We start from the raw sequence: 13,336 nt of genomic DNA, 5'->3' as shown, positions 1-13,336 counted from the left end.
TTTTTTTTATCGGTACAACAAACGCTCTGCCAATTCATCGGCCACCCTGGCCGGTGAGCGTTTTTCTGCCTGGGCGTGGGCAAAGACTTCCGTAAGCCGGGCGCCGATTTTCGACAGGTGCGCGGTAATGGTCGGCAAATCCTCACCTCGATGCTTCAAGGCGACATAGATCAGGCCACCCGAGTTGATCACATAATCCGGCGCATAGAGGATCCCGCGCCGTTCCAATTGATCGGCCACTTGCAGGTTGCTCAACTGGTTATGGGCCGACCCGGCAACCGCCGAGCAGCGCAGCTGCGCCACGCTCTGGCTATTGAGCACCCCGCCCAGACCGCAGGGCGCGAGGATGTCGCAGGGGGTACTGAGCAACGCGTCGTTGGCAATCGGATGGGCGCCCAGTTGCTCCATCGCCAGTTGAACCTTGCCGGGGTCAATGTCGCTGACCAACAGTTCGGCCCCTGCGGCGTGCAACTGTTCGGCCAGGGCGAAACCGACATTGCCCAGCCCTTGGATCGCCACCCGCAGACTTTCCAGGTTATCGCTGCCCAGACGGGCCATGGCCGTGGCACGGATACCGGCAAATACCCCCATCGCCGCGTGGGGCGCAGGGTCTCCCGAAGCCGTGGTGCTGGTCACATGACGGGTCTGTTGGGCGATGCAGTCCATGTCCGCCACCGAGGTGCCGCTGTCGATGGCGGTGATATAGCGCCCATCCAGTTGCTCGATGCAGCGTCCAAATGCCTCAAACAGCGCAGCGCGGCTTTCGACATGGGCCGGGCGCATGATCACTGCCACGCCGCCGCCCACCGGCAAGCCGGCCAAGGCGGCTTTGTAGCTCATGCCCTGGGCCAGGCGCACGGCGTCCACCACGGCACTTTCATCGTCGGGGTAGGACAGATAACGACATCCACCCAAAGCAGGCCCGGGACGGCTGCAATGAATGGCAATCACCGCCTTCAACCCGGTGGCCGGGTCTACGCTCAGGTGCAGCGATTCAAGGCGGGAGCTTTGCATGAGAGCAAACATCGACAGGCTCCCGAATCACTTTTGTTTGTTCCGCCAGTATAGGCGTGCGCTCAAAATTTGCTGGAGCGCGCCGGAATAAGTCGTCCCGGTGGCCAGTCTTTTGGGCATAACCTGACGCCTTCGCCGGACGAGACTGGACGAAAGCCCGCAGCAGAGCTAAAAACGAGGCATAGTCCGGAGACTGTGATGAAACCGCGCCAAGCCTTTTTTGATTGCCTGCACCGCTCCCCACCGGCGCTGTTCGAAGCGGCGTTGTGGATTGCTGCCGAACATGATCGCGAAGTGGACGTAGCGGCCTTGCTCAAGGATTTCAAGGATCTGCAACAGCGTGTCAGCCATGGCCTGCCAATGCTGCCCGTCAGCGAACTGGGCCAACCCTTGCTGCGCCGCCTCAATGACCTTGGTTTCGCTCAGGACGATTTCACCCCTCTGCGCCCACGGGCCGCGTTGCTCGACAAGGTGCTGACGCGTAAACGTGGACAGCCTCTGGCCCTCGGCCTGATCGCCCTGGAGCTGGCTCGTGGCCTGGAAATTCCGATGGTCGGTGTCAATTTCCCCGGTCACTTCCTGTTGCGGGTACCCGGTGCCGATCATCTGCTCGACCCGTGTGGCGGGCGTCGGCTGTATCCCAACGACTGTCGGGAATTGCTGCAACGCCAATACGGCGCCAACATGCCCCTCAAAGCCGAGCACCTGGTCAGTGCCGAGCCCATGCAGATGCTCCAGCGCCTGTCGCGCAATCTTCGCCAATTGCATCTGACGAACGACGACTACATTGCGGCGCTGATCGACGCCGAACGGGTACTTGAACTGGGCAACGCCAGCGCCGCCGATTACCTGGCCCGCGCCAGCCTGTACCAGCGGCTTGACTGTCCCAACGCTGAACGTTTCGACCTGGAACATGCACTGATGCTCAGTGACGATCCAATCCAACGAATCCGGCTGACGGAACGGCTGGGGCATCTGCCGCCCAATTCCATTGTGCATTGAGCGGGTGTGGTGATGGTTACCACACACCCTGTGGGAGCGAGCCTGCTCGCGATGAGGCAAGCCGCTTCACCATCGTCGTATCTGATCCACCGCCATCGCGAGCAGGCTCGCTCCCACAGGGGAATCAAGGTGTATCGGGCTGATTTGCCGGATGCGCCTGTTGAAACGCTGGATGCGCGGCCGCCAACGCCGCAACGCGACGGATCCGTGGATACGCCTCCAGGGAGGCATTGAACCGTTCGGCCGCGTACAACTGCGGGATCAGGTACACGTCCGCGACCCCAGGTGTCGTACCAAAGCAGTAGCCATCATCCCCGATCAACTGCTCCACCGCTGCCAGTCCCTGGCCGATCCAATGCCCAATCCACTGCGCCACCTGCGTTTCATCGTGACCCCACTGTCGCAGTTGGTTGAGCACGCTGACGTTGTGCAACGGGTGAATGTCGCAACCGATCAGCGCCGCGACACCCCGCTCCCGAGCACGAAGCGCCAAGTCTGCGCTGAGCAGCGGCACCTGTGGATAACGTTCCTCCAGGTATTCGATGATGGCGGGTGACTGCACCAGCAACACGCCTTCGTCGGTACGCAGCGCCGGCACCCGGCCCTGAGGGTTGATCGCCAGGTAGGCCGGTTGACGATGCTCGCCTCCCGGCGGAGCGATCAGGTTGATCGGCAGAGCCTGGTAATCCAGGCCCTTGAGCGCCAGGGCGATGCGCACTCGATAGGACGAAGTGGAACGGTAGTAAGTGTAGAGTTCCATGCCCAGTTCCCTCACCGCGCCGGCAGGATCTTGCCCCGGCATTCGCCGAAGCCGATGGAGGCAAAGCCCTCGCGACTGCAACGGGCCCGCAGGATGATTTCGTCACCGTCTTCCAGGAATTTGCGCACTTCGCCAGAAGCCAGCTCGATTGGCTTTTTACCGCCCTCGGTAATCTCCAGCAGGCTGCCGAACTGACCACTTTCAGGCCCCGACAAGGTGCCCGAACCGAACAGGTCACCGGCCTGCAACTGGCAACCATTGACGCTGTGGTGGGCGACCATCTGCGCGACGGTCCAGTACATGTACTGGGTGTTGCTCAACGTCAGGCGATGGGCCGGCAGGTTCTGCTCGCGCATGGCTTCGGTCAGCAGCAGGACTTCCAGCTCGATGTCAAAGGCCCCACCGGCCTGGTCACGCTTGTCCAGCAGGTACGGCAATGGCTGTGGATCGCCTGCCGGACGCGCCGGTTGCGGGCGGCGGAAGGGTTCGAGGGCTTCGGCCGTCACCACCCATGGCGAGATACTGGTCAGGAAACTTTTGGACAGAAAGGGCCCCAGCGGCTGATATTCCCAGGCCTGGATATCCCGGGCCGACCAATCGTTGAGCAGGCAGAAGCCGCCAATGTGCTCGGCGGCATCGCCGATGGCAATGGCTTCGCCCAGTGCATTGCCCTTGCCGATCCAGATGCCCAGTTCCAGTTCATAGTCCAGCCGCGCGCACGGGCCAAAGGTCGGCTCGCTCTGGCCGGCGGGCAGCGTCTGGCCCTTGGGCCGGCGCACGTCGGTGCCGGACGGGCGAATGGTCGAGGCACGCCCGTGATAACCAATGGGCACGTACTTGTAGTTGGGCAACAGCGGATTGTCGGGACGGAACAACTTGCCGACGTTTTGCGCGTGTTCGATGCCTACGTAGAAGTCGGTGTAGTCGTTGATTTTTGCCGGCAGGTGCATCTGGCAGTCAGCGGCGAGAACCAGCAGCTTCGAGCCCTGGGCTTCGATCTTGCCCTGCAACGGGCTGTCTTCGCGCAGCAGGTCCAGCAGCCGTTCACGCAAGGCCACCCGAGCATCGCGCCCGAGCTCAAAAAATTCATTCAACTGGCCGCCACTCATGGCTTCCACAGCGGCGCGCGCGGCGCCGTCAAACAGGCCCGCCTGCAGCGCGGCCTGCAAATCGAAAATCCGCTCGCCGATGGCCACGCCGCTACGAGGGCTGTCGCCTTGAACGCTGAAAACACCCAGCGGCAGGTTTTGCAGAGGGAAATCGGCATGGCCGTTGGCGCAGGCAACCCAGCTACGGGCAGGGGGAACGTGAGTCATGGGTTATCTCCGGGTCGGGTCGAAGGTGACCGGCAGCGAGGCCCAGCAGGCGTCGTAGTCAGTTTGCAATTGTGGGCAATCCAGGGCGAAACGGCTCGGGCGCAGCACTTGGCTGGTCTCGAACATGAAGGCCATGGTGTTGTCGATTTTCACCGGTTCAAGCGCGGCATTGATCGCCCTGGTGCAGGTTTCGCCGTCCGGGCCATGGGCACTCATGCAACTGTGCAAGGACGCACCACCCGGCAGGAAACCTTCGGCCTTTGCATCGTAGGCGCCCTGGATCAACCCCATGAACTCGTTCATCAGGTTGCGGTGAAACCACGGCGGACGGAAGGTGTTTTCAGCGACCATCCAGCGCGGCGGGAAGATCACGAAGTCGAGATTGGCCAGCCCATGGACGCTGGTGGGTGACGTCAGCACGGTGAAAATCGAGGGGTCCGGATGGTCGAAACTGACCGTGCCGATAGTGTTGAAACGGCGCAGGTCATATTTGTATGGCACGTTGTTGCCATGCCAAGCCACCACATCAAAGGGCGAATGATCCAGCTCGCAACCCCACAACTCACCGAGGAATTTCTGCACCAGCGCAGTCGGTCGGGCGAGGTTTTCGTAATGAGCAACCGGCGCCAGAAAATCCCGTGGGTTGGCCAGGCCGTTACTGCCGATCGGCCCAAGGTCCGGCAGGCGCAACGGCGCACCATGGTTTTCGGCGATATAGCCGCGGGCGTTTGGATCAAGCAGCTCGACGCGAAATTTCAGGCCCCGGGGGATGACGGCGATTTCCAGCGGTGCCAGTTCCAGCAGGCCCAGTTCGGTGGCGATGCGCAGCCGTCCCAGTTGCGGCACGATCAACCATTCCCCGTCGGCATTGAAAAACACCCGCTCCATGGAACGGTTGGCGCGGTAATGGTAGAGGCTGATGCCGGCCGGTTTGTCCGAGCCGGCATTGGCCGCCATGCGCACCAGCCCATCGATGAAATCGGTCGGTTCAACGGGAATATCCAACGGGTTCCAGCGCAGGCGATTGGGCGTGACCTCACCCAGAGGACCGCCTGCTATCTGATGTTCAAGCTTGACGAAGGCCGGATGATTGGCCGACGGCCGGATGCGATACATCCAGGTCCGCCGCGCTTCGCTGCGAACCATGGTGAAGGCCGTGCCGGAGAATAATTCGGCATAGAGACCGTAAGGGGCTTTTTGCGGGGAATTCTGGCCAACGGGCAAGGCGCCGGGCAGCGCCTCGCTGGCAAATTCATTGCCAAAGCCTGACTGATAAGCCAGGTCCGACACTGTGGAATCGAGGGTCATGGAGCCTCCTGAACACAGGACTGGGTACGACCTCGTCGTTCCACGAAGAAACGTCAGGCGCACAGGTTATTTTTATCGTAATTCAATTACGCATAACGTAATTTGCTCGGCAGCGACCGTCAAGCTATAAAGACGCCCATTCGCCTCTGGACTCAGCGCCGCCATGGAAACCCCGCTCAGCAACGGTAAACAGAAAGTCCGCTCGGCCGAAGTCGGCACCGACATCCTCAAGGCCCTGGCCGAGCTGTCGCCCTCCACATCGCTCTCGCGCCTGGCCGAACACGTGCAAATGCCGGCGAGCAAGGTTCATCGATACCTGCAGGCCTTGATCGCCAGTGGTTTCGCTGAACAGAACACCTCCACCAACCACTACGGCCTCGGGCGCGAAGCCTTGCGCGTGGGCCTGGCGGCGTTGAACGGCATGGACGTGTTGCAAGTGGCGGCCCTGCCCTTGGCCGAACTGCGCGATGACTTGAACGAAACCTGTTTCCTGGCGGTGTGGGGCAATCATGGCGCCACCGTCGTACGGATCGAGCCCGCCGTGCGGGCCGTGACCGTGGTGACACAACTGGGCTCGGTGCTACCGCTGCTCAGCTCGTCCACGGGACTGGTGTTCAGCGCTTATCTACCAGCGCGCGAGACGATCGGCCTGCGCGAGCAGGAAGTGAGCGCCTCCACGGCCCATGCCCTGGCCGACGACCAGGCCTATGCCGCCCTGTGTCAGCAGATTCGCAGCCGTGGCCTGCACCATGTGCATGGTTTGCTGCTGCCCGGCGTGGATGCCTTGTCCGCCCCGGTCTTCAATGCAGTCGGCGAGGTCAAGGCAGTGATGACCATCGTCGGCCCGACCTCGCTGTTCCACGCCGACGAAAACGGCCCGGCGGCGCAACGACTGTTGGCGGCGACCCGGGCCGTGAGTTGGCGGATGGGGTATGAGGCGGGTCCAGGATCAGCCCAGGAAATCCGGGACAATCCTGATCACTAGATCATTGAGATGCGGGGTGATCAGTTGCGGATGGAGGTAGCGCTCTTCCCCGCTGAAACCGACGGTATAAATACCTTGGTGGCTGCCCTGCGAATGGTAGGGAATCACATCGTTCTTGAAGTGGCCGAGTAGATACTCAACCAGCCTCTCGGAAGACAACACCATGCGCCTGCCGAGGCCATCATCAATAAAACTGGTCACGTACACGCCCTCCGGATAGAGGTTGGGCGCGTGAACTTTCAAGGCACCCTGCACATCCTCGGCGGTCAATGGCCTGAGGGAACGCGGGGATAAATCGATTGCAGGTTTTTCCGTCAAACTTGCAACGATGTCTATGACGATTTTTTCAAAGGCTATCAAGTCCAGCGTTTTTATCCGGTCTTCGGCAGCAAAGGAATAACGCCGGCTGAACACATTACTGATTCCTTGCGTATACGTTGGCAGGCTTTGCTTTTCAACGCAGGCCAGCGTTTCCTCGAATAACGTTCTAGAAGTTACTGTTTCGAGCTTGGGGAAGTCCATCAACGTATTCACATAGGCAGTGAATGGGTTGACGTCCAATGGCTCCAGGTAATGAGCCAATAGCACCTGCACGGCAAAATCTGCGCGCGTATTCTTCAGGGCCAGAAGTCTTTCGGAGTGAGAAGAAAACAACGGGGTATTCATAAGACATCCTTGTCATTTCATGGGCTCGAACTTCCTGTGCGAGCCGTTACGGGTTGTACGCCTGATGCAACAACACGGCATCGGGTCAACTGAAGCGGCAACTTAAGACTTGAACTTCAGCCAGGCCGTTATACACAGGCCCGCGCCCGACTGTAAAAAAGCAAGTGTAAGCGTGCGTGAAGTTTCGAATCATTGCCTCTAACCCATCACCCCCATGACCTTGGCTTTTGCCACTGCCTGGGTACGTCGCTGTACACCCAACTTGCTGTGGATGCGACGCGCATGGGTTTTCACCGTGTGCAACGAGATGAACAACTGTTCGGCAATCTGTTGGTTTGAATATCCCTGGGCAATCAGCTCCAGGACCTCCAGCTCGCGATGACTGAGCAACGTCTCCTCGGCGGTGGCGGCCGACTCGACCTGTTCTGCCGATTGGCCCCAGCGCAACAGCTCGGGCTGGCGCAAGCGCAGCTCGCACAACGCTTGCTGGGCCCGCCAACAGGTGACTCGCTTGAGCCCCTCTTGCAGCAATGACCGGGCCTGGACACGATCGCCGGATAACCAGACGACCTCCGTCAGCACCAGGTGCAGTTCGGTTTCCAGACTGTGCATTTCGCCGTGCTGGGCCTGGGCGATCATGGCTTGCAGGTGCACTTGTGGCGCCTGCGCCCGGTGCAAGTAGACCTCGGCCAGCACCAGCGAGTACTCAAGTCGCGCAATCAACTCCAGGGTCGCGGGAGGCGCGTGCTTAGCCTGCGGTCCACGAAAATGCCGCAAGACGCGGGTCAGGGCTTCATGGGCCAGTTCCGCCCGTCCCTGTTGCAACCAGAACTGGCAGCTGGTCTGCAACAACACGCCCCGGTAAACGGTGTCGGGGATGTGCCGCTGCTGCATGATCCGCTCGGCATCGCGCAGATGCATGAAGGCCTCGCCATAGTCGCCTTGGTTGGCCGCCAGGCAGGCCTTGCCGAGAAAGCCATAGAGCACCTGTTTGTCCTGGCTGTGCAGGCCCGTTTCCAGGCCTGTTTGAAAGTGCTCGGCAGCCCGCTCCTCAAACCCCATGCGCAGCGCCAGGCGCCCGCGCCGCAGGGCAATCCGTCCCAACAACGGAGAAAAGTCCTGACCCGGTTTATCCAGCAGTGCCTGGACGGCGGCCAGCAAATGGTCGGCCCGATGCGGCGCGCCGCGTTGCTCCAGGATTTGGGCATGGTCCAGCTCCAGCAAGCCCTCGAAGACCAGCGAGCCTTGCGCACGCGCCAGGCATAACGCCTGGCGGTTGATCCATTGCGCCGAGGCCAATTCGCCGGCCAGCAGCGCCTGCTGCGTCAGCCCACCCAGGCATAGCACCCGTTGGGCCCAGGCCTCGGGGTCCAGGCTGGCCTGGGCCTCGAGGAAATGCTCGCGCGCCGGTTCGCCATCGCCCGAGAGGTGCAGCAACCAGCCGCGCAAGACCAGCCACCTTGCCAGCACCTGTCGCTGCCGACAGGCCGAAGGCTGCGGCAGGAATCTGGCCAGTTGCTCGATGCAGATCGACGCCTGATCGAAGCGTCCGGCGAACAAGAGTGCGGCGGTGACCAACCCCACCGATTGCGGCGTACCGAGGGTCAGCGCCTCGCCTTGCCGGTCGTGCAAGCCCAGCAACAGCACTACGTTATGGCGCTGCAAAACGTGCTCGAAACTCAAATGCTGCAAGAAACTGACGGCGGTCTCGAACTCCTCGGCCAACATGGCTTGTTCGAACGCCATTTGCCAGTCCTGCTCAGCAGCAAACCACTGGCAGGCCCGTCGATGCCAGGAACGGCCCTGGGGCCAAGGTTCTTCACGTACCAAACGGGCCAGGGCCGGGAAAATCTGCAACCAATCCGAGGTCTGCTCCCACGGCTCGATGAAACAACCCAGGTCCAGCAACAACGGCAGGCATTGCGCGCCCACCGTGTCGCCAAACAGGTGCTCGCACAGCCGGGCATTGAACCGCGGCAGATGCGCCAGCACACGCCAGGCCTGGGCCAGGTCCGGGGTCAGCGTGCTGAACAGTTCGTACTCCAGGTAGTCGAGCAAGGTTCCCGGGCGTCCTGGCGATGCATGACTGCGCGCCCATTCGCAGCGCTCAAGCAGGCTGATACGCACCCCGGCGCACCAGCCACCATTACGCTGAATCACCTCGCGGGCCGTGCGGGCAGCCTGTGGAGCAGGCAGATGACGAAGCAGTGGCTGGATATCGTCAGGGCTGAAGAACAACGCCTGCGGGTCAAACTCGTACAGCTCGTCATCGAGCAACAGCCGCGGCCAGTTGCAGTGAGGACGCCGCCGGCCATTGAGCCACAGGTGCAACGCCGGACTGCTGGTGTTCAACAGACGGTCGAGCAACTGGTCCAGCTCGGGATTCGGCACCCGGCAATAGTCGTCAAGGAATACCCAAGTGGGCGTTTGCAAACGGGCCAGGTGGGCCAGCAGCCCCGCCTCATCCAGCACCGGCAGCCCGAGGGTCTGTGCCAGGCGCTCGCACATTTGCACCGCGCTCAACGCCGCGCCCCCCAGTGGCAACCAATGCAGCCGACAATCGGTGGGGGCTTGCAGGAAGCACTCGGCGAACAACGCACTCTTGCCGCTGCCCGCCGGTGCGCAGAGCAGCTTTACCCGCGCTTCGGACGTCAGCAGCGGCTCGCTCAGGGACCGCCGTGGTACATGCGTCGAGGACAGGCGGGGCAGCAATCCTGGACGGTCCGGACACGGGGTCATGGCGGTCATGGGAGAAGATCCTGTTTATTGTTATCTCTCCACCCTAGTCCTGTGTCGCCGACCTTTGGAGAAGTATTCAGCACGCTGATTGGCGCCCATAAAAAAACGACCGGCAGAGGGGCTGCCGGTCGTCATGCCGGTTCAAATCAGACTCGGTCCCGCTGGCCGTAGGAGCTGGCGGAGCCTGCGATCTTTTGGTCTTTCGCTTGGGATTCAAGCGCCAAGGGAAAGATCGCAGCCTCGTTGCACTCGACAGCTCCTACACAGCTTCTACATGGCTCCTATACCTCAGTGGGTTGCGGTGTCTCGTCCGAAGGGTTAGCGAACCCCGGACGAGCGCAGCGCCGCCGGCGTGTAGTCGGCGGCCCGGGCTTCGAAGCCGTACTCGTAGCTGCGCTTCTCTTCGTTCTTCATCCCCAGTGCAATGTAGCGGCCAGCGATGATGTCGTAGAGCGCCTCAAGGGTGTAGCCCGGATTCTGGTTGGCGTAGTAGAACTGGGCATGACCTTCGGCCACCCGCCACAGTTGACCGCGACCGTCGTAGTGATCCACCAGCGCCGCCTGCCAGCTATCCTCGTCGAAGTACATGTGGCGCTTGGCGTAGATGTGACGTTCGTTTGGCTTGACCGTACCCACCACTTCCCAAACCCGATGCAGTTCATAGCGGGTCAGATCCTGATTGATGTGGCCAGCCTTGATCACGTCGTCGTACTTGAGGCTGGGGGAGTCGAGTTTGTAGCTGTTGTAGGGAATGTACATTTCCTTCTTCCCCACCAACTTCCAGTCGTAGCGGTCCGGCGCACCGGAGAACAAGTCGAAGTTATCGGAGGTACGCAACCCGTCGGCGGCGGTACCCGGGCCGTCGTAGGCCACTTGCGGGGCACGACGCACACGGCGCTGGCCGGCATTGTAGATCCAGGCCAGGCGCGGCTCCTTCACCTGGTCAAGGGTTTCATGCACCAGCAGCACGTTACCGGCCAAACGCGCCGGCGCGGTGACCGACTGTTTGAAATAGGTCAGCACGTTGCTGGCTTTTTCCGGATCGGCGTCTTTGATCAGGAACGGCACGGCGATCTCTTCTTCGAAGCGGATCGGCGTGAAGCTGCCGTTGGTTTGCGGGGTGGCCTGGGTGATGATGCGCCGCACGTTGCCGCCGTGATAACGGGTGATGTGGTTCCACAGCACTTCTACGCCGCTCTTGGGAATCGGGAACGCGTAATAACGGTTGCCGGTGAAATTGGCCAGGCCGTTGCCGTCATTGATGGTGGTGACGTTGAGGGCGCTGCGCTTGGCCGACTCGTAGATCTCGGGCGGTAGTGAGACGCTGCGATGGGTCGGATAGACCGGAATTTTATAGGTTTGCGGATAACGCTTGAACATCGCGATCTGACCTTCGGAAAGCTTGTCCTTGTACTTGTCCACGGTCTGGGCGGTGATGGTGAACAGCGGTTTTTCACCGGCAAAGGGGTCGGCCAAAAAGCCTTTACTGTCCACCGCCCCGGCGTCTTTGGCGATGCCACCGGTCCAGGCCGGAATCGAGCCATCAGCGTTGCCTGCCTTTTCCGCGCCCAGCGGTGTGAGGCTGGTGCCCAATTTGTTCGCTTCATCTGGCGAAACCGCCGCCATCACGTTCGCGGCCAGCAGGCTCAGGGCCAGGGCACCGCATTGCAGAATCATCTTGCGCATTGGTTTTTCCTTGTCAGCCGGATCAGAAGTTCACGCCAAAGCTCAACGCGAGGAAGTCGCGGTCTTCGAGGACGTTGTAGTCGCCGCCGAAAAAGTCGGTGTAACTCAGGCTGGCGGTATAGGTGTTGCGGTAGTCGGCATCGACACCCAGGCTGATGGCCTTGGCGCCCTCGTTGAACAAGCCGTTGGGGCCGTAGCCGGCCACGTCATGGGACCAGGAGACGTTGGGTTTGAAGTTGATACCGGCCACGACGTTGGAGTAGTCAAGAATCGCCCGGGCACGATAGCCCCAGGACGTCGAGGTGACGAAACCGTCGGTGTCACCGCCGAACCCGTACTGGCCGTAAACCGAGTCACGGCCATAACGCAGCGTGTCCTTGGACTCCAGCCCGCCGACATGCACCACCGCCGCCTCGCCCACCAGGGTCAGGCGATCGGCACCCATGACCTGATCGACGAAGTGCGTCAGGGTGCTCTGGATCTGGGTTATTTCCTTGCGCCGGTAACCGGTGTTATCAGCACCGGGCGAGGTCGCGATGGGCGATGCCGCGCCACCGGCAATCGGATTGACAAGGGCCAGGGTCAGGTCGTTGGTATTGATCTGCACCGGCGCGTTGGGACGGTAGCTGATTTCCCCGGTCCAGGCGGTGCCGGTGGGCAACGTCGTGGAGAAACTGGCGCCGTACAGGCGGATGTCTTCCGGGTATTCAAGGTAGTACCCACCGCGGCCCAGCATCACGCTTTGCGCCAGCCCCGCACCGCTGCCAGGAGCAAGCCCTTCTGCAATCGCGACCATTCCCGGCAGTGCCGACAACGTAGAGAGGCCGGCGGTGGTGGTGCCCACGGTCGGCGTGCGGCTGTGGTAGTTCATGAAGTACAGGCCGTACTCGGTGTCATCGCCCAGCCAGCGCAGTGCCGTGCCCCACTGGCCGGAGTCGCGGGCGTCGCGGTCGCCACCACGGGGAATGATCACCCCTTCGCTGGATACCTGGATGTCCTGGCCAAATGCCTGGGTCAAGGGCACGAACGGCGCAATCGCCGGACTGCCCACGGTGTAGCCGCTGGTGCAGCCATCGGCCACCACGTCGTTGCCGAAGAACGTGCCGCAGTTATCCACCACGGTCTGGTCCCACTCCAACTGGTAGAAACCTTCGATGGTGAGTTTGTCGGTCAAGCCCTGGGAGGCGAACAACATGTTCACCGGGATCAGGCCTTCCTTGATCTCGGCACCCGGACGGCGAAACGCGGAGACGTCCACCGGGTTGATGCTGTTGATGGAGTTACCGATGAAGGTACTTTCACCCCAACTGACCACCTGCTTGCCCGCACGCACCGTACCCGGCAAATCGGCGATGGAGTAATTGTGATAGACAAACGCATCGAGCAACTGCGCCCCTGACGACTGGGAGCCTTCCTTGCGGTTGCTGTCGCTGATGTCCTTGAACGGGCGGCTTTCGTCCTTGAGTTCGAAGTCATACCAGTACTTGCCGCGCACGAACACGCCCGTATCACCATACTTGAGCTCGAGATCGTGCAGGCCTTTGAATATCTTGGAAAAGGTCTCGCCCTTCCTGAAGTTCAGCCGCCCATCGTCACCGGTGGAGGACTGCCCGGTACCGCCGTTGACGCTGCCGACCAAGTCCCTGTCGGCATCGCGCATGCCCCAGCTCGCGCCCACGGACAACGAGGAGTCGAACTGCCCCTCGATCTCGCCAATGTTGAATGAAACGGCCTGGGCCTGGGCAGAGCAGCCCAAGGCCACCGCGACGGCCAGCGCCTGCGGCTTGAAGATGGCGCGCATTGTTATTGTTGTCATGCGTCTTCCCCGGTGAGTGACAGAGCCTTCACCCTACTGCCGCA

The 13,336-nt window shown here is 61.4% G+C and carries 10 protein-coding genes; 2 read left to right on the top strand and 8 right to left on the bottom strand.

The window, feature by feature from the left end:
* Positions 1 to 6: 6 nt before the first annotated feature.
* Positions 7 to 1,026 carry a Glu/Leu/Phe/Val dehydrogenase family protein gene (locus AAIS01_RS18165; RefSeq protein WP_343470076.1) on the bottom strand — a complete coding sequence of 340 codons (1,020 nt, stop codon included), beginning with the start codon at positions 1,024 to 1,026 and terminating at the stop codon, positions 7 to 9.
* Between the two features lie 186 nt (positions 1,027 to 1,212).
* Between AAIS01_RS18165 and AAIS01_RS18160 the strand changes: the two genes are divergently transcribed.
* On the top strand, positions 1,213 to 2,016 hold the full coding sequence (locus AAIS01_RS18160; protein WP_343470074.1) for a SirB1 family protein: 804 nt from the start codon (positions 1,213 to 1,215) through the stop codon (positions 2,014 to 2,016).
* A gap of 124 nt (positions 2,017 to 2,140) precedes the next feature.
* On the opposite strand, the gene maiA is transcribed toward AAIS01_RS18160, so the two are convergent.
* The 3 genes from maiA to hmgA are packed head-to-tail and all read right to left on the bottom strand — an operon-like array spanning position 2,141 to position 5,400.
* Positions 2,141 to 2,776: a maleylacetoacetate isomerase gene (gene maiA / locus AAIS01_RS18155; protein ID WP_343470073.1), complete on the bottom strand. Its 636-nt coding sequence runs from the start codon at positions 2,774 to 2,776 to the stop codon at positions 2,141 to 2,143.
* Positions 2,777 to 2,787: 11 nt separating this feature from the next.
* Entirely contained in the window at positions 2,788 to 4,092 is a 1,305-nt protein-coding gene (gene fahA, locus AAIS01_RS18150) for a fumarylacetoacetase (RefSeq protein ID WP_343470072.1), read from the bottom strand.
* A 3-nt stretch (positions 4,093 to 4,095) separates the two neighbouring features.
* Complete coding sequence (gene hmgA / locus AAIS01_RS18145) at positions 4,096 to 5,400, bottom strand: homogentisate 1,2-dioxygenase (RefSeq protein ID WP_092456165.1); 1,305 nt, start codon at positions 5,398 to 5,400, stop codon at positions 4,096 to 4,098.
* 163 nt (positions 5,401 to 5,563) lie between these two features.
* On the opposite strand from hmgA, the gene AAIS01_RS18140 reads away from it, so the two are divergent.
* Complete coding sequence (locus tag AAIS01_RS18140) at positions 5,564 to 6,385, top strand: IclR family transcriptional regulator (protein WP_343470071.1); 822 nt, start codon at positions 5,564 to 5,566, stop codon at positions 6,383 to 6,385.
* Here the strand turns inward: AAIS01_RS18140 and AAIS01_RS18135 are convergent.
* From AAIS01_RS18135 to AAIS01_RS18120, 4 genes are all read right to left on the bottom strand, one after another.
* Positions 6,350 to 7,051 carry a hypothetical protein gene (locus AAIS01_RS18135; protein ID WP_343470069.1) on the bottom strand — a complete coding sequence of 234 codons (702 nt, stop codon included), beginning with the start codon at positions 7,049 to 7,051 and terminating at the stop codon, positions 6,350 to 6,352. The two genes, AAIS01_RS18140 and AAIS01_RS18135, sit on opposite strands and share 36 nt — an antisense overlap.
* A gap of 198 nt (positions 7,052 to 7,249) precedes the next feature.
* Positions 7,250 to 9,799: a helix-turn-helix transcriptional regulator gene (locus AAIS01_RS18130; protein WP_343470068.1), complete on the bottom strand. Its 2,550-nt coding sequence runs from the start codon at positions 9,797 to 9,799 to the stop codon at positions 7,250 to 7,252.
* Positions 9,800 to 10,108: 309 nt separating this feature from the next.
* Positions 10,109 to 11,476, bottom strand: a complete 1,368-nt coding sequence (locus AAIS01_RS18125; protein ID WP_343470066.1) for a DUF1329 domain-containing protein — start codon at positions 11,474 to 11,476, stop codon at positions 10,109 to 10,111.
* A gap of 22 nt (positions 11,477 to 11,498) precedes the next feature.
* Entirely contained in the window at positions 11,499 to 13,292 is a 1,794-nt protein-coding gene (locus AAIS01_RS18120) for a DUF1302 domain-containing protein (protein WP_343470064.1), read from the bottom strand.
* Between the last annotated feature and the right edge of the window lie 44 nt (positions 13,293 to 13,336).

Source organism: Pseudomonas halotolerans, assembly GCF_039581215.1.
Classification (GTDB): domain Bacteria; phylum Pseudomonadota; class Gammaproteobacteria; order Pseudomonadales; family Pseudomonadaceae; genus Aquipseudomonas; species Aquipseudomonas tehranensis.
This window is presented reverse-complemented; position numbering and strand designations above follow the sequence as displayed.

Bases quoted from the DNA above. Each gene is read 5' to 3' on its own strand.
- AAIS01_RS18165 (WP_343470076.1), bottom strand. From the start codon at position 1,026: ATGTTTGCTCTCATGCAAAGCTCCCGCCTTGAATCGCTGCACCTGAGC.
- AAIS01_RS18160 (WP_343470074.1), top strand. From the start codon at position 1,213: ATGAAACCGCGCCAAGCCTTTTTTGATTGCCTGCACCGCTCCCCACCG.
- maiA (WP_343470073.1), bottom strand. From the start codon at position 2,776: ATGGAACTCTACACTTACTACCGTTCCACTTCGTCCTATCGAGTGCGC.
- fahA (WP_343470072.1), bottom strand. From the start codon at position 4,092: ATGACTCACGTTCCCCCTGCCCGTAGCTGGGTTGCCTGCGCCAACGGC.
- hmgA (WP_092456165.1), bottom strand. From the start codon at position 5,400: ATGACCCTCGATTCCACAGTGTCGGACCTGGCTTATCAGTCAGGCTTT.
- AAIS01_RS18140 (WP_343470071.1), top strand. From the start codon at position 5,564: ATGGAAACCCCGCTCAGCAACGGTAAACAGAAAGTCCGCTCGGCCGAA.
- AAIS01_RS18135 (WP_343470069.1), bottom strand. From the start codon at position 7,051: ATGAATACCCCGTTGTTTTCTTCTCACTCCGAAAGACTTCTGGCCCTG.
- AAIS01_RS18130 (WP_343470068.1), bottom strand. From the start codon at position 9,799: ATGACCGCCATGACCCCGTGTCCGGACCGTCCAGGATTGCTGCCCCGC.
- AAIS01_RS18125 (WP_343470066.1), bottom strand. From the start codon at position 11,476: ATGCGCAAGATGATTCTGCAATGCGGTGCCCTGGCCCTGAGCCTGCTG.
- AAIS01_RS18120 (WP_343470064.1), bottom strand. From the start codon at position 13,292: ATGACAACAATAACAATGCGCGCCATCTTCAAGCCGCAGGCGCTGGCC.